The sequence below is a fragment of the Alteromonas sp. W12 genome, from assembly GCF_001924945.1.
GTDB lineage: Bacteria > Pseudomonadota > Gammaproteobacteria > Enterobacterales > Alteromonadaceae > Alteromonas > Alteromonas macleodii.
Map to the genome: position 1 here is coordinate 57,188 of NZ_LQXH01000007.1, position 24,192 is coordinate 81,379.

A 24,192-nucleotide genomic window follows, 5' to 3' on the forward strand; every position below is an offset into this window, starting at 1 on the left:
CTTTTATGCGCATCGCATTTTCCTCAATCATTTTCTTGCTGTTTCTCAGCACCAATGTGTTGGCGCAGTCTGACGCGACAGACATTCCACAAGACATTTACAAAATATTTCCCAACGCTACACGCGTGGGGGAGATGCACACTGACATCAAGGTAACCCCGGTCTATCAGCTTCAGCAACTACTCGGATATGTTTTTGAGTCGAATGACTTTGTCGACTTCATAGGCTTTTCAGGCAAACCAGTTAATGTAGTGATTGGGCTAGACACACAAGGCAATGTGGTTGACCTTTTCGTCAAGCAGCATAGCGAGCCGATTTTTTTGCACGGGCTTGGCGAGAAATCCATGTTTGATTTCGTTGCTCAATATCAAGGGCACAGTGTCAAAGAACGTTTTATCATTGGTGGTAAAAGCAATGTAGGCAAAGACGCTACCTACTTTGATGGGGTTACGAAAGCCACCGTATCGGTGCTGGTTATCAACGATACCATCGTGACATCTGCATTAGCCGTTGCCAGAGCTAAGCTCGATGGCTTTGTTGCGCCTAGCAACAATATTATCAATCCAGACTTTTACGAACCTCTTACTTTTAGCGAATTGGTGGACAACGGCTACATTCAAAAGCACCAGATTACTCAGCAAAATACCGAAGGGCTTTCGAGAGAAGTGGTTCGGGCGGTTGACGATATTCAAAGCGAGTTTGCTCTTGATGGTGACATCATTGCCGAACACTACTATGCGTTTTTAAGTCTTCCTATTGTGGGGAAAAACCTGCTAGATGAAGAGGAATTTGCTCGGTTACAGGAAAATCTAAATCCGGGTGAAATGGCACTGATGGTACTGAATACGAAAGGGTTCAGTTTTATCAGCGATGAGTTTATTCCCCAAACCACTCCTGAGCATTTACGGGTATCTCAAGGCGGCTTTCCCACAGCTATCCGCGATATCGATTTTTATAGCTTCTATGACCCCGCATTTTCACAAGCATTGCCCGACTACAACGAGATCAAAGTACTTCGAGTAAAATCGAAAGGTGGGCTGTCACTTGACCAAGAAATGGAAATAGCGATTAGTGTGCCTTTTAAGCCGAGTTTCTTCGAGCAAGATGAGCATCTGTTCCCTTTGAAAGTGACACTGCCTAGTGAACTATTTATGGAAAATCCTGAGGCTCAGTTAGCGAAGCCCATTCCGTTGTGGCAGAAAATTTGGAGGGACAGAACCTTAACGATAAGCATCACCGTTGTTTATCTTGTAGCGCTGTCGTTGTTTTTTGCATTCCAGCAAAGGCTAACGCCTTACACCAAGTTTGTGCATACAGTGCGGGCATTTTCCCTTGTGTTCGTGCTGTTTTTTATTGGCTTTTATGCTCAAGGGCAACTGTCTGTCGTCAACATATACACGCTGCTACTGGATATTGTCGACGGATTTTCCTTAGAGGTATATCTTCTCGACCCGGTCATTTTTATTTTGTGGAGCTTTGTATTTGTCTCGTTGTTTATCGTTGGACGGGGACTATTTTGTGGCTGGCTTTGCCCCTTCGGAGCACTTCAGGAAATGATGGGAATACTGGCCGAAAAGCTCAGGATAAAACAAATTAGAATTAAGCCACAGCACCACAAACGGGCGCAAAAAATTAAATATGTATTGCTTATAGGCCTAGTCGCGTGCTCATTCTATTCGCTAAACCTTGCGGAGAAGCTCGCTGAGATAGAGCCGTTTAAAACGTCCATAACCCTACACTTTGTTCGATATTGGCCTTTTGTACTGTATTCGGTTTTATTACTGCTATTTAGTTTAAAAATTCATAAAGTGTACTGCCGCTATTTATGTCCGTTGGGAGCGGGGCTTGCCATTCTGGGGCGTTTCCCTTTAGTTAAATTGCTTACACGTAAAGATGCCTGTGGTAATCCGTGTCAGCTGTGCAAACAAAAGAAATGTGGTATTGATGCTATAGAACAAGACGGCAGCATTGACTATGCTGAATGTATTCAGTGCCTTGAGTGTGTGGTTACGTTAGATAACCCTGACTTGTGCAAAATCGATAAATATAAAAAGAAAAAGGTGCCAACGCGTGTCAAAAACCTCAATCCTGTCCGCACTTAGTCAACCTGCTAATAGCAAGGTTAACGATGACAACCATTCTAGTTTATACGGTGCTAAAGAAGCCTGCCGTGATGTGGCCAATGAGATTTTAGCCAACGTTAAGTGCGATGAAATAGAGCTATTACTCTTTCATACCAGCACGCTGTTTGACTTAGACACCGTAGCAAAGGAAATCTCCGCACGTTTTCCGCACGTGAATATTGTTGGCTGCACCAGTGCTGGAGAATTTAATAAAAATGGGTACGGAACAGAAAAACTTTTGGCCGTAGCGTTTTTGAAAAACGAATTTTCTATTGCCACAGCATTGGTGCCTAATTTAGGCGAAGTAAACTTTGATGAAGCCCACGATATTGCCAGTGGTTTGCGGCGAGCCTTACAGGGGAGGGAGCGTCGTTACGATACAGAGCAGCACTTCGTTATTTCTGTGCTCGATGGGCTTACCCGCCATGAGGAACATTTTCTAGAAACCTTTGCGACCGCATTTGGCAATATTCCACACTTAGGCGGTAGCGCTGGCGACGATTTAAAGCTTGAAGCCACCTATGTGTTTTACAACGGTGAATTTCATCGAGACGCAGCAGTACTGCTGCTTGTTGGCACGGGAAAGCCCTTCACCGTGTTCTCCATTGATCACATTAACTCTCCCGTATCGAAACTGGTGGTCACCCACGCCGATCCTGAGTCGCGAACCGTGTATGAGATTAACGGTGAACCTGCTGCGCAGTATTACGCCAGTTTATTGGGAATGAAAGCTGAAGACTTAACGCCGGATGTGTTTTCCATGTTTCCCCTTGCAGTGATGGTAGGTGGCAAATATTTCATCCGCTCTATTCAAAAAGTAGATTTGGCCACTAACGCCATTACCTTCTACTGCGCGGTAGATATTGGCATTATTCTTACATTTGTTCAGCTGGGTGACTGCATTGAAGCATTAGAAAGTAAACTAGACAAGCTGCGCGCTCAGCTTGGCGAGCCCGAGTTTGTCTATGCTTGCGATTGCTTTTTGCGAAGGCTCGAAATTCAACAGGGCAAAAACGACCTCGAAATAAGACGGCTACAGCAAAGGTACAATGTCGCGGGCTTCAATGCCTACGGCGAGCATATTCACTCGGTTCACTTGAACCAAACGTTTACGGGGGTGTATTTTGCAGCCCAATAATCAATTTACCGACGTGGAAGCGCTCCAAAAGGCCCTTTACGAGCAACGGCGTGAAAACGAAAAGCTTGAAAAAATAAACGCAGCGCTGATGTATCGCATGGAAGAGGGTGGTTTTAATCATCACAGCTACCGCGCCTTCGAACATTCAGTTCAACTTTCTGAAAAAGTGAGCCAGAAAACCGAAGAACTACAGTCAGTACTGCAAAAGCTGGAGCAGTCAAACGCCGAACTGGTGCGGGCTCACGAAGAAACCCATCAGGTTAAACAGCGTTTACACGACGCCATTGAAAGCACTAATCAGGCGATGGTGTTGCTAGATAGACTGGGCGGGATCATCTTCTTTAATCGGCACTTTGAAACTGTTTGGGATGACCTTTCCATCACCCCTAAAATTGGCGATAACTATTACGATATCACCCAAGCTGCCAAGCATTCCGGGGTTATTCGCCGCGCCCTGCCTGCTGATGTCGAAGGCAGGATGATCTATCAGTTGTCGAACCGGCGATGGTATCAGCTGACCAATCGACCCACGCAAGAAGGCGGGAACGTTATTCTGTTTAACGACATCACTGAAGTAAAACTGCTTGAATCGAATCGTTACGAGCAAGTCATTAAAGAGAAAAACAAGCTGTTGCAAAGCCTTATCGATAATATTGATGTTGGAATATTGCTCATTGATAAAGAAGGAGGCATTGCGTTTTGGAATAACACGTTTTTGACCCAGTCAAACGTGCCCCAGCACGTACTGGTAAACAGTAAGAATATTTATGCCCTTCAAAATAACCGTCACTGGAGCGGGCTCAACTTAAACCCGGTGGGGCCAAGTACACAGATTATCCACGAGCAACTGGTGGTTGAACGCAACATCACTACACTGCCCGACGGCAATACGCTGTGCACGTTCACCAATGTTACATCGCAGCATCACTACGCGGAAACGCTGAAGCAAAACGAAAGCTGGATCCGCATGATAACCGATAATGTACCGGCGCTTATTGCTTACATTGGTACCGATAAAAAGTTTCAATACACCAATAAAGGTTATCGCGATTGGTATGGCGTTAGTGAGCAAGACATTAATGATATGCCTATGGATCGAAGCCATCTGAAAGAGGTTTACCCCAATCTTATTCAGTACTTGCGCCGTGTTAACCAAGGCGAAGTGGTGAGCTTTCAAAGCAAAGAAAAAAATGCTCATGGCGACGTTGGCTTTTTACAGAAAGTTTATTTGCCTCATTTCAATGAATCTGGCGATATCACCGGGCACTTTGTCTTGGCAACAGACGTGTCGCAGCAGGTAGAAAGCCAACTCCAGCTTAAAGCGGCTAAAGACCAATTAGAATCGAATGTAGAAAAGCGTACCCGTGAACTCAATCACGCCAACATCGCCCTTCAAGAAGCGATTGATTCAAAGAGCAAATTTTTGGCTGCTATTAGCCACGATCTTATGCAGCCCCTTAGCGCTGCCATCTTGTTCAACGAAACATTGAAAGATCAAGTGGATAGTTCATCCAGCCCCATTGTTACCGCCCTCGATAATTCACTGTCTGATTTACATGGCCTTATTCGCACGCTTATTGAAACATCCAAACTGGACGCTGGGGTGTTACAGCCCGATAAGCAGCAAGAAAATGTATTGCCGTTACTTATGCAGCTAGCCGAAGAGTTTACGCATATCAGTAAAGACTACAGTGTAGATTTTCGCTATCGCTTGAAAGAAGCTTTCGTGGTGACAGACGTGAACTTACTTTCTCGAATATTGCGAAATTTACTAATAAATGCAATGAAATACGGTGCCAACGGCAAGGTGTTACTGGCAGCACGAAAGGTGAATGAGAACCTAGAAATTAGCATCTATGATCAAGGTGTGGGTATAAGCGAAGACGATCAGAAAGTTATTTTTAAAGAGTTTTCCAGATTAGAAAACGATTTTAACTACTCTTACAGTTTGGGTCTGGGATTATACATTGTAGATAAAATGAGTAAGTTGCTAGAGCACGATATTCGAGTGCGCTCGAAAGAGGGCGTAGGCGCATGTTTCACGGTGACCATTCCTATTACCGAAGTGTGTGATACGAGTCAGGAACAAGACTATCTTTATACTTTGGAGCCATCGTTACCAGATTACGTTTTGGATAAGCATATATGGCACATTGATAACGATGCGAATATGCGCATTGCTATGCAAACGTTGTTCGCAAACTGGGACATGGAAGTAGACACTTTCTCAGGTTTTGAACAATGCAGTGCTGTAAATAATGGCAGTTTTGACGAGTGCGACATGCTTATTGTCGATTACCACCTAGATGAAGAAGAAACCGGTTTAGACATTGCGAAACGCGTAAGAAAAATCGCGCCTTCAATGCCCATTATGATTTGCACCGCTAATCACTCAAAAGCGTTAGCGAATGAACTTGAAGGCACCGACATTCAGCTGCTGCACAAACCTGTTAACTCCGAGGTGCTTAAGGCGGCGCTAGTCTCAAGCTTGAATGGCTAAAAGTATAGGAACATGGGGTCTGTTAATCTTCGGTGCACCGCAAAGATCAACAGGTCTTAATTAAATACGTATTGGTTAAAGTCGATATTCGCGGCACTGGCCACAACCTTTACTCGGTTGCTGGCGCCTAATTTTTTGAGAATAGATGAGACGTGAGACTTAACCGTGGTTTCAGAAATATTAAGCTCGTAGGCAATCACTTTATTGGCTAACCCTTGAGTTAGATATTTCAGTACAGTCAGCTCTTTTCGTGTTAATGAACGAATTTGCTCAGGCGAAATACCGTTGTCATTGGTCATGCGTGTTCTGGTAGACGGCGTTCTCAATATCTCTGATGGTAAACACACGTTCCCTTCAAAAATACTCTCGATAGATGTGGCGATTTCTTCAATCTTGCTGCTTTTTGAAATGAAGCCAACGGCACCATAAGAAATGGTTTGCAGTATATTTTGCTTTTCCGTTTCAGCGGAAATAATCACTACAGGTACATTAGGGTGTTGGTTTCGAATTTCTAAAAGTCCGTTTAAGCCACAGGTTTCCGGCATATTTAAATCAAGCATGATTAAGTCGAACTTCGCGTCTTGCTCTAGCAACGTTAACGCTTCAGAAATTGAATTGGCTTCGAGGGTTTCTGAGTCGGGAAACTTTTTCCCTAAGATAGTAATCATTGCGTGACGAAAAATAGGGTGGTCGTCAATTATCAAGATACGGTGCATGGTCTTTCCCTCAGCTAAAAAAGCGACATTTGCCGCTGGCCTTGTGACTTATTTGGGCTGGCGTTTTATTCACACATAAGCCTTTTAGTAAGACAAAATTATGGCGTAAATGAAACGCTTCAAAGTGACCAAATTCTCCGAAATATTAAAAGCTAAACAGTCACTTCACGTGTTTACAATGTTAACATTAATATAACATTAAATCAGGCCTAATAAGACCAATGGCTTATAATAAAAAAGCACGTAAGACCAGTACTGACGGGACTTTCGTTCTATAACTCGTCAAGTAACTGCCTTCTTTTTTCGGCGTATTCTGTTTCGCTAATTAGGTTTGCCTTTTTTAGTGCGTCTAACCGTTTAAAACGAGCAACGATATCGTTTTCTGCTGGTAAGGGGGCCGAGCCAGCTACGTCTTTCTTACTGGGTGTGTTTTCCCTATTCGCTGGGGAAAGTGTTTCCTTTTCTACAGGTGCTTCAAATGCCAGCTGAGTCGGTGCGACCACCCAATCGAAGCGATTTTTCGTTTTCAGTTCTATACCAGGTGCGGAAAAAGAAAGTGGGGAATCGAATGAGAACTTTGCTTGTTTCCGGTTACCAAAATCAAAGTCGTATTTTACCAAGCCCTGAGAAGTAGGATCATAAGCCATTTCGTAGGCTTTATTGGCTACTTTGTCGAACTCGCCAATAAGAATATTGAGCTGGTCGTCTGCAACGAAAATACTGCCTGCAACGTAATACGTTTGAGTTTTAAGGCCTGCCAAATAGCGCTTCTCTTTACTAAGGGCAAAAATTACGTCTTGCTGAGCAGTCGCTGTTCGCAGCGCCTCAGGCAGATAGGCGGCAAGTAACGCAACTTGTTCGTTGGAAAAAAGCGGTGTTGACGTATTTTTGTTCTTAACCACCTGAATAGCGCTAAGTATGGCGGATACATCCTGCTCTTGCAGCGTGAAGGGGTGTTGGTTGGCACGCATGTCACTGCCTGTTTCGTTTTGCTTTTTAACAAGGCGAATAAAATTGTTTTTGTCCTCCTGAAATATGACCTGTGCGTCTGCGATATGTACTGTCGTTATGAAGAGTAGGGCTAACAGAATGGGTTGAGCTGAACGTAATGAAAATAGAGATATATTTTTCATGATCTTTCCTTTTTCAATAGGAAAAGCGAGAGTCAATCTCGCTTTTTTATGTCATATCTTTTAGCTTAATTTTAATTTCTTATTTAAGTGTAAAAATAATCATTTTTTTATCATTAATTAAATGAATCGAGTAATTTTTAAATTTCAGAGTAATTAGATATAAGTTCAATGTTAAAATATGACTGATTTTTAATTCTCAATTAAAAGAACACAGTGCCACCTAGTTGAATTAGGGTTAAGTCTTCTGCGCTGTTATAAATTCCTTGCGCAGATTCTGAACCATCAATATCTAAACTTAGATTTTCGTATTTCGCGTACACCAAGAAGCGCGAGCCAAAATATTGTTCTGCTGCAACACCCCACTGACTAAGCTCTGAGCCGGTAACGCCATCTAAATGAGCCATGCCGTATTGGTCGTTATAACTGGCATATTCAGCATAGAAAGCAGAATCACCAAAGCGATTAAACTGTTTTCTAATACCTGCTTTAAAGTAATAGGCATCCGTATCGTCACCCGACCCAACAATCGCGTCGTCAGCCTCTTCCATCTGATAAGTGGCTACCCCAAATACACCTGACTCAATATGCATGAGCCCTGCTTGCAGTTGTAGCGTAGTTGAACTGTTGCCCCCAACATTGCTACCCCCATCTTTATTCACTGAGTAACCTGCATGAAGGTTAGTTTTGAAGCCTTCGTGCTCAGCCGCATACTTAACCGCAATATCGTAAATTTCGTCGTTTGCATAACCTACTGCAATACTCACGTTGCCCATTTGAGGGAGATCGTAGCGCACGCCGTTGCGATATATACCGTTACAGTCAATACCAATACCCAAGCCAGGCGTAGCTAAGCACTGAGCAAATTGACCCCACGCGACATTGGTTGAACCTTCTTCTACGCCTCGAATAAAGAAGCCATTTGCTCTAAATAATGGAGAAATTCCCGACCAGATTGTGCCAGAGGGATCGGCTAGAACGGCAATGTTATCGGTGGGAAGGCTTTGTAAACCAACGGTGATTTTACCCCAGTCGCCACCAAAGTAGAGGCTACTGCCCAACAGGCCAATGTCGCCGCCGTTGAAGGTGTCTAAGTTATCCTGATTGGCAAACAAAAGCGGCGTTTGATGGCCACCACCGGCGTAGTTGGGTGCGCCTGAAAGAGGCTCAATAATGACTTCAAAGCCCACGTCCATGCCTTGTTCTTCCAGTTTATAATTCCCTGAAAGCGTAATACGGCTGCCTAGCGTTGTACCGTTGTCTGAAAGTTGTGCCACATCACTACCCACACCGTCGTCGTAATAGGTTAAGCCTTCATTTATCCATCCAGAGATATTCCATGAATAGGGCTCGTCTTGGGCAAAACTATGGCTACTGACTGTGCTTAAAATGGCAATAGATAAACAGGTTTTTGTAAATGTATTCTTTTTCATTTTACTGTCCCAATATTGGTAATGTTGATTAATTACAGTGGCTTTTTATTTTTATTTTTGACTGGTTTTAATGCTTTCGGTGTCCAGTAAATTGATAATAGGTTCTATTGAATTTTGAACCATCGGCCGTAAGGCGTGTTAATCTCCTTCTTTAGTAGCGGGAAAATTAAATGTATAAATGATAAAAAACGCGACTACTGTGAAAAAGTAAGTCGCGTTTTTTATTTTTTAGCAGCTTTTGTGTGGATAAAAGCGCGTGTGGTAACAAATGCTATCTGATTAGAATCTCGCTTTTAGATTTACACTGACCATTCGCGGTTGTGCGGGGCCCACGAACTCTGCACCTTCTACGTTGGGATAAATGTCTTCTAACACCTCATCAGCCTCGCCATACGTGCCAAAGGTTTCATAGTCTTTGTCGAACACATTATTCACACGTAGCGATGCGGTAAATGTGTCGTTGAACCGGTACGATGCATAAATGTTTGCAATAACGTATCCGTCAATCTTTTCGTTTTCGTTAGCCTCATCGCCCCTAAAGTACTGACTAGATGCTGAAATAACTTCTGCGCCTAAACGCGCTTTATCCGTTAAGGCGTAATCTGCGTAGAGCTTGACTAAATGCTCTGGCTGGCCTGGAATTTTGTCACCTGGTGTTACGAGTCTGTCTGGACCCTGAGGGTTAAAGGGGCTAAACGACGTGAATGTTGATTCATAGGTTGCGTTAAGATAGTTGTAGTTTAACCGGTAGGTTAGTTTTTCCCACGTTGAGCCTACGCTGAATTCAACGCCCTGACGCTGGGTTTCATCAACGTTAATAAAGTATCCGCGAGAGGCAACAGAGCCTGCTTGTTGGAAGATAATGTCGTCCTTACTTCTACTGTGAAAAACATTTAGCATCAGGTCGATGTTATCAATGCGTGTGGTGTAGTTCGCTTCAATAGTTTGGGTGACCACCTGATCAAGAGGAGGATCGGCCACAAAACCGTTCGGTAAGCGGCACGGGTCGTCTTCATCTGCACAGCTTAACTCTGCTGGGCTTGGCGTTCTTGAAGACTGGCTGATTGCAAGATTCAACTGGCTTTGCTCATCAATAGTAATGTCTACACCTACCGCTGGGTTAAATTGGGTAAAACGGTGATTGCCGTCCAATGAACCTTCACCGTCATCAATCAGGTCTTCCATAACAATATGGTCTCGGTTAAAACGTCCACCAAGATTGAGTGATACGGCTGAAGAGAGCTGTGTACTATTCATGAAAAATAGCGACCATGCGGTGGTGTCTACATCTAATCTAACCCTGGCTTCTTGTGCCATGAGCCCGTCGATGGGTAAAACGGTGCGTGAGTCTTGTGCAGATTCGTTTTCCAAAATACCAAATGTAGTATCAGCGGCGTAGTTAACATCTCCTTTGGTGTAGCTGGCACCAACAATTAACTCTGAACTGAAGCCGCTTAAGGCATATTGTTTTGCTAGCTGAAAAGATAACCCAGTAGCTTTGGCGTCTGTCCGGCCCGTATTGTATGTTCCATCAAGTTCATCTGCGTCCACATCTGATATTTCGGCAAGCGCGGTGTCGTCATCAAAGCCAATGAATTCAACCGCTTCTATATCGTCGCCTTCGCCTACAACAGGCAAATCATCGTCATCATCGTCGTCGCCATCATCACTATCAAGCGGAGCATCATCATCATCATCGTCGTCATCATCTTCAAATTCACACAGTGTTACGCGTCCATCAGCGAACTGGCAGGCACCAAAATCACTGTCATCGCCGTTGATTGATTGAGTTTGTGTGTCGCGATAAAACATATTGGCGGTTAAAGATAAGGTGTCAGTTAAAACGAAATCACCGGTTATATTAACGTGCGTAAGTTCGTTGTTGGTCTGATCGGGGTGGGTGTAGACCGCTTCTCTTCCTTCAATATCCAGCAGTTCAATAGGCGATGCACCATTGCCGAGTAACTCGTTATCGGCCATAAACAGGTTCATGTCGAGATGCATTTTGTCACTTTTATAGGCAAGCGATGTAAATACTTGCTGCACTTCAGATGGCGAATAGTCGCGCCAGCCATCTTCCTCATAGTGATTCAGGTTTACATAATACGCCCAGTGATCGTTATGACCACCTGATTCCACAGACGCGGCTTTCTGGCCGAATTGTCCAGCCTGTAAATCTATTTCGTTGGCGTTGAAGCTAAACCCTGTTTTCGTTCTTAGCGCAAGGGCGCCGCCTAGCGTGTTTTGGCCAAACAGAGGGTTTGAACCAGAGTACAAAGAAACGGTATCTATCGCATCTAGAGGCATTAGGTCCCAATGCACAGTATCGCCAAACGCTTCATTAACCCGACCGCCGTTTAAGTACACCGAAATGCCCTGAGGTAGACCAAGCAGCGGAGAGGCAGTAAACCCGCGGTATTGCAGATCGGGTTGAAACGGATTGTTTTGAACATCGTTTAGGTTCACGCTTGCCAGTTGAGTTTTGAGTAGCTCCGGTAGTGAACGGTTGACGCTCCCTTCAATATCGTCTTGGGTGAGTGTCTGAACGTTACCAAATACAGCAGAGTTATTGCTGTTGGCGCTAAGCGGTGTCGCTCCCTGTACCTCTATAACCTCGTAGTGGTCCATTGCATCGTTAGCTTCTGCAGCAGAGCTAAACGCATAGGTTACAGCGCTTGCAATAATCGCAAGAGCAAATGGTGAACGGGCAAGTTGATGTGTTGGGGATTGTGCAACGTTTTGGCTAGAGCTTTTAGTAGAAATTCGCGTAGGCATGGTCTTGACTGCTTCGTTATTATTTATACTTTCAGTATTGCCTTAACCATTCCCTAAAAATATCCTCCTTAAGTGGGAGGAAGTATCATAAATTGGTAGCAGTGTTTTTTCCCGAATTCCCTACGAGAGAATCGATAAAACCTTATGACACCAGTTTTCTCGCTCTGTGATATTTGTGTCGCTGGCACCAAATAGAAAAAGGTTATTTTCATAGGTTGCAGCGCCCAGTGCGTAGCATTCCCCCGAGGTTCTTGGTTGCCAGAAAAGGTGGTGTGCCAGTACCGCTTGTAGTCTTGACTGTTGATAGAACGCGATGCGATACACCCAGTGCGAGGCCAAATAACCAGAAGCAGGGTTTTGAGAAGCCGACTCTAGAGTTATTGAGGGCGATGGAGTGGAAAACGGCGTTAAATGCAAAGCAATGTGTTCAGCGTTAAAGCGTTTCAAATTGGTGGTATTGTTGGCGAGTGGCTGCAATAAACGTGGAAGTGCAGGCAAGTGCTCTAACGCAATAAAATGTCGGTATTTAGAGGTAAGACGCGGCACTAAAAGTGACTGGTCGCTATTGGAAGCGCTGGCTTGCGCGGAAAATCCCTTACGTGCCTTTCTAATCCGCTCGCGAGCGATTGACTTTTCAGGTGAAGGTAGAGGCCGCAAATAGGAGAGCGATACCTTATTAGCACTCGCCAAATAAGCGCTTTTGGTGGCACAATCTTTGGCGGTACACTTGTTCGAATCCAACGCATCTGTTAGTTGCGCAAAATAGCGAATAGCCGCCCCCACACCATCTGCGTGTTTATCAGTGTCTGGCATTGGCTTTGAAGGTCTAATATCAAATGAGGCAAGACACGCGGATACCACATGTTTTAGTTGTCGCAGCCTTTTATCATAATCATCGCTCACGAGCTTGTGTGTTAGATTTTGTGAAAGCTTTGGAAGTGCTTCTATCGAAAGCTCGCTTGCTACTTCCTTCATCGCTTCGTCTGCGACGAGGCGAATTGCAAAATTGCCTTGTTGATTGATTTCGGGGTCGATAAATAAAGTGTTTTCAAGGCCTGCTACGGTGCTAAGTGTTGCTTCTTGCTGTAGTAAACCATTTAAAAAGCACTGAGGAAACCACCAGGTTAATACATGCCTTATTGATTCGTTTTCGCCTTTTGTCATTTGCGCATCAAGAGAGGCTTCTTTGTCTAAATGTGAGTGTTCACGTTGAGATGCGTGCTGACTCAGAGAGGCGTTTCTGTTCAGTGTTGATTCTTCGCTCAAGGTTTTTTCAGCGCTCAAGGCTGTTTCCACGCTCTGCGCTTTCATTGCGCTCAGGGCTGTTTGCGCGCTCAGGGCTATTTCTTCGCTCACGGCTGTAACAACCTCCTTGCACTGCTCAAAAAAGTGGGCTGAATTACTATAAACCAGCGTGGTGATATTGCTTGGCTGATACCACTGGCGTTTGTAGTCTTGAAGCGCTTGAATGCTGTTGCTGCCTATGGTTTGTGTAAAACCACCCGCGTGTTGATAGGCATTTTTATTGGTATCGGTTAATCGAATAGCGGCGTTTAATGCATAGTCGCTGTTTGTCTCTAGCATGGCGAGCTCGTTAAAAATAACCCCGTCACGCTCTAAGATAACCTCATCGGTACCGTAATCCCGGTTAAGCAGGCCACAGTACAGGTAATTTACAGCATCAAGCAGCACGTTCGCTTTTTCAGATGAAGCGAAAAAGAAGGTGTACTCGGCGAGTGTGGTAGCGTTAATAGTAACAGGCAGAAGTGTATTGGCCGTAAAAAGCTCGTGGGCAGCAGGGTATGGGTGAGAGCGTCGAAAGCTCATGTGCTCAGCTAAATGAGACAACCCAGTGTGGCCTGCTGCAGGGGTTTTTAGCGCAAAAACAACGCTATGTACTTTTGACCCAGAGCCGGCATCAATGAAATGAAATTCAGACATACACTTTTATCATTGCGGTTTAACGGTATCTCTTTTTGTTTCGTACTTATCGCAGCCCATTTATTTCCTAGTACTTACCTCGTAGCACTTACTTCTAGAATGGGAATCGGCTTTTCCACCTTCCGATACTGTAGTGCCTTCGACGGTGCAGTACCTGCTTTATCGGTAATGCCTTTCATCAAATGGTGATCGGGCGACTTGCTGCAAACCGGATCCGTCTTATACATATCACCTGTTAGCAGGTAGGCCTGACATCGGCAGCCGCCAAAGTCTTTATCTTTTTCATCGCAGTCCCTACAGGGCGACGGCATCCAACTATCGCCACGGAAATGATTAAAGCTAAAGTCTTGGTGCCAAATATCGTGCAACGAGCGTTCTTTCACATTAGGAAAACGAAGGGGCAATATCTTTGCACTGTGACACGGAAGGGCACTGCCATCTGGCGTTACGGTTAAAAACGTTGTGCCCCAGCCATTCATGCACGCCTTAGGGCGAGATTCATAGTAGTCGGGCGACACAAATATGAAGGTTGGCCCTTTACCGTTTTGCTGCGCGCGGTAGCGGTTCACTGCGGCCTCAGCTTCCTGTAGCTGCTGTGACGTAGGCAGCAAATGGTCTCTATTTTCATAGGCCCAGCCGTAATACTGTACGGTAGCTAACTCGACAAAATCAGCGTTCAGCTGCTCGCTGAGCGCCATCACGTCTTCTATTTCGTGAATGTTCTGCGCGGTAATACAGAAGTTAAGCACCATAGGGTAGTTGTATTGTTTTACCAGCTTCGCAATTTTAAGTTTTTGTTCAAATGAGTGACGCTTGTTGCCTATTAAGTCGTTGACTTCAGCATTGGCTGCCTGAAAGCTCAGCTGAATGTGGTCAAGGCCGGCTTCTTTGAGTTTGGCAATACGTTTTTCTGTCATGCCAATGCCAGAGGTGATCAAGTTGGTGTAAAAACCCAAAGCCCGCGCATAAGCGACTAAGTGCTCTAAGTCTTTTCGAAGCAATGGCTCTCCGCCAGAAAAGCCCAATTGCACGGCGCCCATTTCCCGCGCTTCACGCAGTACACGCTCCCAATGCTCAGTAGAGAGCTCATTAAATGTTTCTTCCATATTTACTGGGTTTGAGCAATAGGGGCAATGCAATGGGCACTGATAAGTAATTTCGGCTAGGAGCCACAGCGGAGGCGTTATGGTATTTGGTACGTCGGTTTGTAAATCAACGTCTGTATTATTCGTCATAGCGGATCCACTTCTTTTGCTCGGCATGGACCAGAAATGCATGAACATCTTCTTCTAAATCTTCAGGTGCATCAGGGAACGCCTGGCGAAGCTCAGCACAAATGGCATTTTCCGTATTGCTGCCATCCACACGCTTAAGAATTTCTGCCGCAGAAGGATTAAGTTTGATCATTCCTTCGGGGAACAACAAAACATAACAACCCTGAGCTTTCTCGTACTGCATGCGAAAAAGCGGATTTAAAGAAGCTATTTTGTCTCTTGTGCGGCCGCCCTCGTTGTTGTGACTGCTGCTATTTTCAATGTTATCTTCCACGTTATCAGCACCGACGCTATCAGCATCTAAGTGGTGCTCGGTTTGTGATTGTAAATTCGACATCATTAAAACCTCCCTATATGGCACACCCGCTGGTCGGCAATACCATCAAACGGCTTTCTCTTATATTCATAGGCAAAGCAAATGGCATCAGCAATGCTCCACAAAATATCAATTTTGAACTGCAGTATATTGAGCGCATGTTCTTGCTGTTGTCGGGTAACAAAGTGGTCAAGGGTTATCTGCAGGCCATGCTCTACATCACGGCGCGCCTGACTTAACCGCATTTGAAAGTAGGTAAAGCCTTCACTATCAATCCATGTATAGTGCCCAGGCCAGGTATCTAATCGGCTTTGATGTATTTCAGGGGCGAACATTTCAGTTAACGATGAGCAGGCAGCCTCTTCCCACGACGCACGGCGGGCAAAATTCACATAGGCATTTACTGCAAATTTAACCGCTGGCAACAGGTGGGTTTCATCAAGTAATTCACTGCGGTTCAAGCCTACCGCTTCGCCTAACCGCAACCAGGCTTCTATGCCGCCCAGTCCGTCTTCACCTTCCCGTCCATCGTGATCGATAATTCGTTGGATCCAAGTTCTGCGTACCGATTGATCTTCGCAATTCGCTAAAATTGCCGCGTCTTTAACCGGTATTGCCATTTGATAATACAGTCGGTTGGCCACCCAGCCCTGAATTTCATCAACGCTGCAGTGTCCTTCATTCATACGTTTATGAAAGGGGTGATGAATATGGTAGTAAGCGCCTTTTTCTCTCAGTTTTTGTTCGAATTCTTGTCTAGACCATGCGTTTTCTGTCATTACTACACCTCAATTTCCATACCGTCGTAAGCCAATTCAATGCCTTGCTCACACAGGCTGTGATAAGCACTGGAATCTTCGTCAAGCACGCGATTTGTGTTGTTGATATGAATTAGTACTTTACGCTTAACGTTAAATTCATTTAGCAGCGCAATGGCTCCGCCCTTTCCATTAACCGGCATGTGTCCCATATCAGTGCCCAGCTTGTTGCTAAAGCCGTGATCTATCATTTCTTCATTGGCCCACAGCGTACCGTCAAATAGCACGCAGTGAGATTCGCGCATTACTTGTTTTACTGTGTCGTTTGCCTGCATACATCCCGGCGCGTAAAAAAGCACGTTGCCCGTGGTGTCGTCAGTTATCTTCAGGCCGATATTGTTGCCCGGCACAATGTTGTCGCGATACGTCGAGTAAGGGGGCGCATTAGACTCTAATACCACGGGTTGGAAAGTCAGGCCTTCTGCCCCTTTTGGTACAAAGCGTTGATGATAATCGGTATTAATTGAATGCTGCTGTAGTCCGCCGTGCCAGTGTTTTAATACGGTAAAAAGCGGGAAGCTGGTGGTTAGGTCTTCGGCCACAACATCGGTACAATAAACGGGAAGGGGTAAGCCTTCGCGCAATGTTAGCAGGCCTGTCGTATGGTCTATTTGACTGTCGGTAAGCACAATTGCGCTTATGCGTGTGCCGCGAGACACATGGGCGTCGGGCCACAGCTGTGGATGGCTATTTATCTGCTCCCTTAAATCGGGGGAGGCATTGATGAGAACCCAATTTTTACCATCACTACTGACAGCAATGCTCGACTGTGTTCTGCCTTTCGCCTTTATTTTACCTTCGCGTAAACCCTTACAATTTGGGCAGTGACAATTCCATTGCGGAAATCCACCCCCAGCGGCAGCACCAAGAATCAATACGTGCATAACTACTCCATACTACAAGTAAAAAAAGGCTGCATCGGCAGCCTTTTTGTTCATCATCCCAGAGGGCGTTGCCTAGCGGTTATTGATGTAAAGAGTTACTTCAAAACCAAGGCGCATTTCTGTGTATTGGGGTTTAGTCCACATAATTGTTCCTCTTCTTTATGATTAAACGCATGACTGAGTATATGTTGAATATGTGTTAACAGATATCCTCCTAAGGGAGGAGAACTGTCATGAATTTTGATGATTTATTGATTATTTTGTATAGCGCAGCTGCTTAAGTAAGATAACAGCAAAGGGATAGGGCGGCCGGTCGCCGATAACGATTTGGTGTAGGTAAAAGCGGTTCCTGCCACATCGAGGTGAGCCCACGGGGTGCCGTCAGCAAAGCGAGAGAGAAAGCAGCCTGCCGAAATAGCACCGGGAGAGTTTATGCCCGTATTCATCATATCCGCGTGCTGAGAGGTAATGGCGTCTTGATATTCTGGCCAAAGTGGGAAAGGCCAGCACCTGTCGTTAGCCAGTTCACCCGCTTCAACTAACGCACTTTCAAGCGCTGGAGCGTTGCTAAAAAGTGCAGTGGCTTTGTGCCCCAGTGCGCTAATGGTCGCGCCGGTTAGGGTTGCAATATCAATAATAACCGAGGGGGAGAACTGTTTCGCGTAGCTGATTGCATCGGCCATAAGCATACGCCCTTCTGCATCGGTGCTCATGACTTCCACGGTTTTTCCTGAGTGCATAGTAATGATGTCACCCGGGCGATAGGCTTTGCCATCAATCGCATTATCAGCGCTCGCCACAATACCAATAATATTTATATTTAACCCCAGTGTGGCAACCGCCTGAATGACGCCCAATACACAGCCAGCGCCTGCCATGTCGTAAATCATATGGCGCATATCAGGGCTGCGTTTTAACGTTATGCCGCCGCTGTCAAAGGTTACACCTTTGCCAATTAACACTACTGGCGGTGAATTCTCTAAACCTTTGGCTGTGTAGCGAAGAATAGGCATGGTGGCAGCGAACTGTGAACCTGCGTTTACCGCTAAATACCCGTTCATGCCTAACTGCTTTAGCGCACTTTCATTGAGTATATCGCAAGACACCGTATTAAAGGTTTGCGCCAGATGCTGAGCTTGTTCGGCCAGGTAATCTGGCGTACATAAGTTGGCTGGCATGTGGGCGAGATCTTTAGCCCACGTCATCGCGGCATTCAGGGCTGATTCATAGCGGATAGTGTGTGAAACGAGACGCTTTTGCGCGTTATTAAAATGCTTGGCATCTAATGCAAGAGACAGCGTGCCCCTAATATCAGTTGCTTGGTTAATTGCTTCATTAGTTGCGGCGTTTTTTTCAACACTAGTTGCGTTGTTGTTGCCATCGCGGGCTCGACTGCTAGAAACCGAACGATTATTCGTCTTATAGCCCTTAAAGTGATAACCGTGCTTGAAATAGCTTCTAAGTAGCGCACTCAGAAATGGTGAGTGGCTTGCAATGGTGTTAACAGGGTCACTGCTTGCTGTTTCAGTGGTAGAAAGCGCCATTAACGCCAGCTTTTCCAAGGTTACCGACAAGCTTTTAAGCTTTTTAAACAATGCATCGAACTGCTGTTCTAAGTAGCGAAATGCTGGCGCGTTAGTTTGCTTCAAGTCACTAGTGCTTTTCGAATAAAACGCGGAGTTTGAATCGCTAGCGTAGCTTGAGCGGTTAACCATGGAAGGGTCATTAGTTTTAGATAAAGTCGAGGCACAGCTAGAGACGTTGGGTGCATCTGACGCTTCAAAAAGCGCAAAATCGACACCATAAAACAGTACCCGTTTTACTTCAGCTAATTGTTGGCTAATTTTGTTTTTTCCGCTGTTTTCAGTGTCTGAGATGTAACTTGTTTTAAACGCCTTAAGGCCTTGTACTAATACACATTGGCCTTTATTTCCTGCAAAACCTTCATCGTCAAAAACCTGCTCAATGTATGTCTTAGCGGGTGTTGAAAAGTGAAAGAGTTGGCTCGCTAATAACTCGGGCGTAGTTAAAATAAGTAAGCAGTCACTATCGTCTAACGTTTCAACTTTATTGCTTTCATTAGCCCAGGTTAGGTTTGCTTTTATCACGAGAAGCGCCCTTTTGAGGCTTTGGGGCGAAAGCTTCTAACAGCCAAAATAAAAGTGATAGCCGTAAGACAAAGTACAACGGCTAGCGCGTTGTGTTCGAGTTTTTCATAGAGCGCAAATCGCAGTAATTCTACGCCGCTACTAAAGGGGTTAAAGGCGCAAATCTGATACAGCCATTCGCTGGCCTCACGCATTTTCCAAAGCGGGTATAGGGCGCTTGATAGAAAGAACAACGGGAAAATGACAAAATTCATGACCCCGGCAAAGTTCTCTAGCTGCTTAATATAGTTTGCCAGTAATAGTCCTAACGAACCTAAAAACAATGACAGTAGCGCAATAACAGGCAACGCATAAACGTATCCCAACGCAGATAGGCGTACATCCAGTAAAAGCGCAAAGGCAAAGAAGATGTACACCTGAATAGCGCTTACCAAGGTGTTGGCTATAAGCTTGCTGCCTAGCAGAAAAGGGCGGGGAACCGGGCTTAACAGCAGTACTTTCATGCTGCCCATTTCTCTGTCGTACACCATGGACAATGAACTTTGCATACTATTAAAAAGCACAATCATGGCGGCAAGCCCGGGTACAATATACTCTTCGTATAAAATATAACTCTCGTAAGGCTCGGTCATTGAAAGACCCAGGGCCGAACGAAACCCTGCTGCAAAAACAAATAGCCAAAGCAGCGGGCGAACTAATGCACTTAACAGGCGTGTGCGTTGCTGCCAGAACTTCAGCATCTCTCGGGTAAGTACGCCCACAAAACAGCGCCAATACATCAGGAGCCTTCCTGCATCAAATGCTGCCAAAGGTGCTCAATATCTTGTTGATGATACTTGGCTAACAAGGCTTCACATTGGTCGTGGGCTAACACTTGTCCTTTTGATAAGACTATCAAGTTGTTGTTGTGCTTCACTTCTTCAAATAAATGCGTGGCCCACAGTACACTTACGTTTTGCGAATGAGCTAGCGCTTGTACTACCCGCAAAATAAGATGACGGGATTCTATGTCTAAGCCAACGGTGGGCTCGTCTAATAGCAGCAAAGATGGCTTGTGAATAAGGCAGCGAGCTAACTCGACCCGACGTCTGTGCCCGCCATTTAAGTTGCGAATTTTTGTGTTGAGCTTACTCGTAAGATCGAGCTCGTCGAGCAGGCCTTGAATATGAGATAGCGCGCTAGTGGTACTTATGCCGTGGAGCGAAGCAAAGTAGGACAAATTTTGTTTCACTGATAAGTCGATATCTAAGGTACTTTGCTGAAATACCACGCCCATTTTCGCCATAATACTTGTGCGAGATTGAGACAGGGTAGCACCATCAAAGGTAATGCTGCCTTGCGTGAGTTTTTGAAGGCCCGTAATAAGCGCAAATAAGGTACTTTTGCCTGCGCCATTTGGTCCAAGCAGCATGGTTAAGCCTGGTTTTAGGCAAAGGCTTATATTGTCCAGCGCGTTGTGGCTGCCGTACTGATGTGAAACTGCTTGAACCGCTATTTCCATTTAACCGCCACGCCCCAAGGGTATCGCCCCACTTTTACCGTATGCTCTACGTTTAACGTGTGGGTATTGATGACAGAAACATCACCGCTCACACCGTTAGTGGTCAGCAATAAAGACTGATCTTGGTTAAACGCTAATTGCCACACTCGTCGCCCAACCAAAATGTAGTCTTCCACTTCAAAGGTATCGGTATTGATGACCGCTATGCGATTCGCTGGACCAAGCGCCACGAAGGCGTAGGGCTTATCTTTCATAAGCACAATACCCACTGGCTGAACCTTGTCGCGATAAACGCCTTTAATGGCGAAGGAAAGGGTCTTCACTTTTTGCTTAGTAGCAGTATTGAAAATACTAACGGTGCCACCTATTTCGGAGCTTACCCAAAGGTACTTGTCATCTTTGGTAAAGTGAGCATCTCTGGGTCTTGCATCAACTAAGCTATTTGCAATATTTTCGTGCGTTTTGGTATCTATCCAGTGCACCATGTTAGTGGTTTCTGATGTGACTACCATCATGCTGCCGTCGTGACTCACAGCTAGCCCCTCAGGCTCTACGCCTACATCTATCTGAGAAATGACCTGAGCGGTTGGAATGTCGATAACAGTAAGAAGGGCATCGTCTTCATTAGCGGTGTAAATAGTGGTGCCGTTAGGATGTAATGCTATGGTTTCAGGATCTGCACCTGAGGGAAGATCGCCGACTATGGAATGGGTAGACAAATCCATAATTTGAATGCGATCAGCATCAGAGGCACAGATATACGCGTGGGACTGGTCTGCACTTAAAATAAACCCTCGGGGTCGCTCTCCAACCTCGATAGTTTCAATCACATCAAATGTCGTCATATCAATGACAGATAGCGTGTTGTCTTTTTCGTTAGTGACATACGCCTGAGGAAGTGCAAAGGCTTGAGGAAGTGCAAAGGCAAAGCTTGCCATTAAACTGCCAAGCAAGAGTGCAAAGCGATAGCTCATAACTTGTCCTTACAGGTAGTGTGTGTTGCGCCTAATGTGTCCAGTTCGTTGGTTTGGTGCAGAAAGCCTTCAAGGGGCGCATGAGTCACCAATGCGTCTTCGTGGGCCAGCGCAATAGGCTGACGAAATTGGTGGGTGTAGGGGCGAATAGAAAGAGGGCGGCCTTTATAGGCACCCAGCGTGTAGTGGTCGCTAAGCAAGGTTTTAAGTATTCCCTGCTGCGTTAAATCGCTTCCTTGCTGCGCAGCATTTGCCACCGCCGTTACTGCAAGATACGCGGCGAAGTCGACTTCATTCATGTGTCTGTTAAACCCGTCGTTAAAACGGCTTTGAAGCTGACGGGCGCCCCATTGTTCGTGGGTAAAATGCCAACCTAGAGCTTTTAGGCCGGCAGCACCTACCACAGGTACGGGATAATAGGTGTTAAAGGGTAGGCTATACGCGAATTGCGCCGCGCTATCGGCGGTAAAAACAGCCTGATAGGTTTCGGTTGTTCGCGTAAATTGAGGAATTTCAGCAAAGGCAGCCCTGCGTAAATCAAAACTGTCCTGCCACTGTTTAGTTTCAACAAGTGAAAGCTTGAATTTCTTAGCGCTGCGTTTGAACGCGGCTAGGTATGCAGCATCGTCAGCGGTTTTTCCGTAAACTGCAAATATCTCGTCAATACGCTTAGTGCGAAACCACTGGGCTAGCGCGTCGGCTTTCATCTGATAACTGGGGATTGTATGAAACAAGGGCAGGCGACATGAATTTTGTCTCAGCAAATCATCGCTATTAGCTACGTTAAAAAATACGGCATTAGGAAGCGTGCGTTGTATAGTGGCAATCAACTGCTCAATTGAGGCAGCCTTTACCTTATCACTGCTTCGCATGTCCAGTAGTACAACGGGTGCAATGTTGCCTTGCTGATTGCTGCTTATTTCTTTGTGATTTGCGTTAGCACTTGATCTAGAGTGCTGGTGTGTTTTAGCTAAAGAAGCTTGTAGTTCGCCGATAGAAGGCACACTGATTTCAGTTAACTCAAACTGATAACCAAGAAATTTTCCCGTGATATTGGCATCCTCTATCGCCACACTTGCGCCAGCTGTCCCCTCATTGCTGGGGGACTTTAAATAGTCTGGTGTGCCTGGTGGAGATGTGCCTGCAACTTTTATGTAAATGACCACAATAGTGGCAAAAGAGGCCTGTGGTGCAGCTTGTTGAGCATGTGAAGGTTGCGCTTCATTAAACGCGAGCGCGCTGTTTAAAAACGACAACAGAACGCAGCAAAAAAGTGACGCTACACACTTTTGATAACGCTTACCGGTTAATCGTCTTTCAACCGTGCTTTTTACACCCTTTGCCATATACCACCCCGAGCTCAGCTGCATGCTTTTGCTGATATCTGTTTGTCTGACATAAGGGTATATGGCAATTTTCCCGAAGAACATCCTCCTAAAGGAGGAATGCTATGGCGCTAAAGTAGCATTAGTAAAATCACGCTAACCCCTTAGTATGCTTAAGAAGTTCGATTGAATAAGTGGGTAAGCTGTGCAGTTAGTTAAACCTTTTCGAGTTATTTTCATTTTACTCTGCCTGATAACGGGTTCTGCGCTTTCTGCGTTCGGGGAAGCAAGATCGTTAGACGATATTAAAGACAGCGGTTTAATTAGAATTGCGGTGTACACCGACTATCCTCCATTTTCATTTATTGAAAACGACAGCCCCACTGGAATTGATATTGATATCGCCCGTGAAATCGCGAGCGCCCTTGGTGTTGAGCTAGAACTGATATGGATGACACCAGGTGAAACGACAGAAGACGATTTCAGAAATTACCTATGGAAGGGCCATATTATCCACCGCATTAAGGCCGATGTGATGATGCGCGCGCCTTACGACCCCAGTTTTTCTCAAAAACGTGACGACGTGGGCTTATTGGTTAATGAGCTTGTTCATATGTTTGCCCCTTATCAGCGTGAAAGCTGGCAAATCATTCACAACACGCACACCTTGCCCGAAGTGGAAACCATGGGCATGTTTCAGTATCACACGATTGGTGCGGAAATAGACAGCATTCCCCACTTTTACTTAACGTCAGCGTTTGGCGGCCGATTGCGAGAAAAAACATCGCACTATGGCTCAAACGCAGAAGCGTTTGACGCAATGAAAGCAGGAACCGTCGAAGCGGTAATGGGATTGCGCTCGCAAATATCCTACCTCAGTCAGTTTGTTGATAATGAGCAATATCGCCTTGCAAGCAACGCGTTTCCGCTCATCGGAAAGCAAAAGTGGGACATAGGACTTGCTGTTCATACTAATTATCGCGCACTAGGCTATGAAATTGGTGATGTAATTACGCGAATGGTGGTAGAGGGTGATATGCAACGGTTATTTGAGAAATACAAAACTATTTACGAGATGCCGCCTTATTTTGCGGGGAATGAAAGTTCAGAATAAGATAATTCAGTATAAAAGCATGTGACCAATAGCGTTCATAGCGATAGTACATTAGGCAATAACTCTATGGCCAATTGCCTTCTCACCTCTAGCGCCGTTATCAGTCACGCATTAGTTTAAAA

At 45.3% G+C, this 24,192-nt stretch carries 19 protein-coding genes; 4 read left to right on the forward strand and 15 right to left on the reverse strand.

Going from position 1 to position 24,192, the window contains the following annotated elements; genetic code table 11:
- Positions 1-5: 5 nt before the first annotated feature.
- The 3 genes from AWH61_RS07930 to AWH61_RS07940 are packed head-to-tail and all read left to right on the forward strand — an operon-like array spanning position 6 to position 5,761.
- The gene (locus AWH61_RS07930) at positions 6-2,102 is read left to right on the forward strand and encodes a 4Fe-4S binding protein (RefSeq protein WP_075176729.1); all 2,097 of its coding nucleotides are present in this window, start codon (positions 6-8) and stop codon (positions 2,100-2,102) included.
- Positions 2,071-3,261, forward strand: coding sequence for a nitric oxide-sensing protein NosP (gene nosP / locus AWH61_RS07935; RefSeq protein ID WP_075176730.1), 1,191 nt, complete (start codon positions 2,071-2,073; stop codon positions 3,259-3,261). The genes AWH61_RS07930 and nosP overlap by 32 nt, the downstream gene beginning before the upstream one ends.
- A complete protein-coding gene (locus AWH61_RS07940) occupies positions 3,248-5,761 on the forward strand; it encodes an ATP-binding protein (RefSeq protein WP_075176731.1) in 2,514 nt (837 codons plus the stop codon). The genes nosP and AWH61_RS07940 overlap by 14 nt, the downstream gene beginning before the upstream one ends.
- Before the next feature lie 56 nt (positions 5,762-5,817).
- On the opposite strand, the gene AWH61_RS07945 is transcribed toward AWH61_RS07940, so the two are convergent.
- From AWH61_RS07945 to AWH61_RS08015, 15 genes are all read right to left on the reverse strand, one after another.
- On the reverse strand, positions 5,818-6,477 hold the full coding sequence (locus AWH61_RS07945) for a response regulator (protein ID WP_014950680.1): 660 nt from the start codon (positions 6,475-6,477) through the stop codon (positions 5,818-5,820).
- A 272-nt stretch (positions 6,478-6,749) separates the two neighbouring features.
- A complete protein-coding gene (locus tag AWH61_RS07950; RefSeq protein WP_069944931.1) occupies positions 6,750-7,610 on the reverse strand; it encodes a hypothetical protein in 861 nt (286 codons plus the stop codon).
- 200 nt (positions 7,611-7,810) lie between these two features.
- Complete coding sequence (locus tag AWH61_RS07955) at positions 7,811-9,040, reverse strand: porin (protein WP_014977371.1); 1,230 nt, start codon at positions 9,038-9,040, stop codon at positions 7,811-7,813.
- Positions 9,041-9,319: 279 nt separating this feature from the next.
- Entirely contained in the window at positions 9,320-11,815 is a 2,496-nt protein-coding gene (locus AWH61_RS07960; protein WP_075176732.1) for a TonB-dependent receptor, read from the reverse strand.
- 120 nt (positions 11,816-11,935) lie between these two features.
- On the reverse strand, positions 11,936-13,756 hold the full coding sequence (locus AWH61_RS07965; protein WP_075176733.1) for an insulinase family protein: 1,821 nt from the start codon (positions 13,754-13,756) through the stop codon (positions 11,936-11,938).
- A 74-nt stretch (positions 13,757-13,830) separates the two neighbouring features.
- A complete protein-coding gene (gene pqqE / locus AWH61_RS07970; protein ID WP_014980247.1) occupies positions 13,831-14,991 on the reverse strand; it encodes a pyrroloquinoline quinone biosynthesis protein PqqE in 1,161 nt (386 codons plus the stop codon).
- On the reverse strand, positions 14,981-15,370 hold the full coding sequence (gene pqqD, locus AWH61_RS07975) for a pyrroloquinoline quinone biosynthesis peptide chaperone PqqD (RefSeq protein WP_075176734.1): 390 nt from the start codon (positions 15,368-15,370) through the stop codon (positions 14,981-14,983). The genes pqqE and pqqD overlap by 11 nt, the downstream gene beginning before the upstream one ends.
- A complete protein-coding gene (gene pqqC, locus AWH61_RS07980; RefSeq protein ID WP_075176735.1) occupies positions 15,370-16,125 on the reverse strand; it encodes a pyrroloquinoline-quinone synthase PqqC in 756 nt (251 codons plus the stop codon). Before pqqC ends, pqqD begins: the two co-directional genes overlap by 1 nt.
- A gap of 2 nt (positions 16,126-16,127) precedes the next feature.
- Positions 16,128-17,048: a pyrroloquinoline quinone biosynthesis protein PqqB gene (pqqB, locus tag AWH61_RS07985; protein ID WP_039225988.1), complete on the reverse strand. Its 921-nt coding sequence runs from the start codon at positions 17,046-17,048 to the stop codon at positions 16,128-16,130.
- A 72-nt stretch (positions 17,049-17,120) separates the two neighbouring features.
- The gene (pqqA, locus tag AWH61_RS20330; RefSeq protein WP_071953288.1) at positions 17,121-17,192 is read right to left on the reverse strand and encodes a pyrroloquinoline quinone precursor peptide PqqA; all 72 of its coding nucleotides are present in this window, start codon (positions 17,190-17,192) and stop codon (positions 17,121-17,123) included.
- A 104-nt stretch (positions 17,193-17,296) separates the two neighbouring features.
- On the reverse strand, positions 17,297-19,156 hold the full coding sequence (locus tag AWH61_RS07995) for a leucyl aminopeptidase (RefSeq protein ID WP_075176736.1): 1,860 nt from the start codon (positions 19,154-19,156) through the stop codon (positions 17,297-17,299).
- Positions 19,153-19,935 (reverse strand): lanthanide ABC transporter permease protein PedC, encoded by a 783-nt coding sequence (locus tag AWH61_RS08000; protein WP_049588477.1) that lies wholly within the window; start codon positions 19,933-19,935, stop codon positions 19,153-19,155. The genes AWH61_RS07995 and AWH61_RS08000 overlap by 4 nt, the downstream gene beginning before the upstream one ends.
- A complete protein-coding gene (locus AWH61_RS08005; RefSeq protein WP_075176737.1) occupies positions 19,935-20,657 on the reverse strand; it encodes a lanthanide ABC transporter ATP-binding protein PedB/LutE in 723 nt (240 codons plus the stop codon). Before AWH61_RS08005 ends, AWH61_RS08000 begins: the two co-directional genes overlap by 1 nt.
- Positions 20,648-21,631, reverse strand: coding sequence for a PQQ-dependent catabolism-associated beta-propeller protein (locus AWH61_RS08010; RefSeq protein WP_075176738.1), 984 nt, complete (start codon positions 21,629-21,631; stop codon positions 20,648-20,650). Before AWH61_RS08010 ends, AWH61_RS08005 begins: the two co-directional genes overlap by 10 nt.
- Complete coding sequence (locus tag AWH61_RS08015; protein WP_249922619.1) at positions 21,628-22,977, reverse strand: type 1 periplasmic-binding domain-containing protein; 1,350 nt, start codon at positions 22,975-22,977, stop codon at positions 21,628-21,630. The genes AWH61_RS08010 and AWH61_RS08015 overlap by 4 nt, the downstream gene beginning before the upstream one ends.
- 184 nt (positions 22,978-23,161) lie before the next feature.
- Here AWH61_RS08015 and AWH61_RS08020 point away from each other — a divergent pair, with 184 nt between their 5' ends.
- The gene (locus tag AWH61_RS08020) at positions 23,162-24,070 is read left to right on the forward strand and encodes a substrate-binding periplasmic protein (protein ID WP_075176740.1); all 909 of its coding nucleotides are present in this window, start codon (positions 23,162-23,164) and stop codon (positions 24,068-24,070) included.
- The last annotated feature ends 122 nt before the right edge of the window (positions 24,071-24,192 follow it).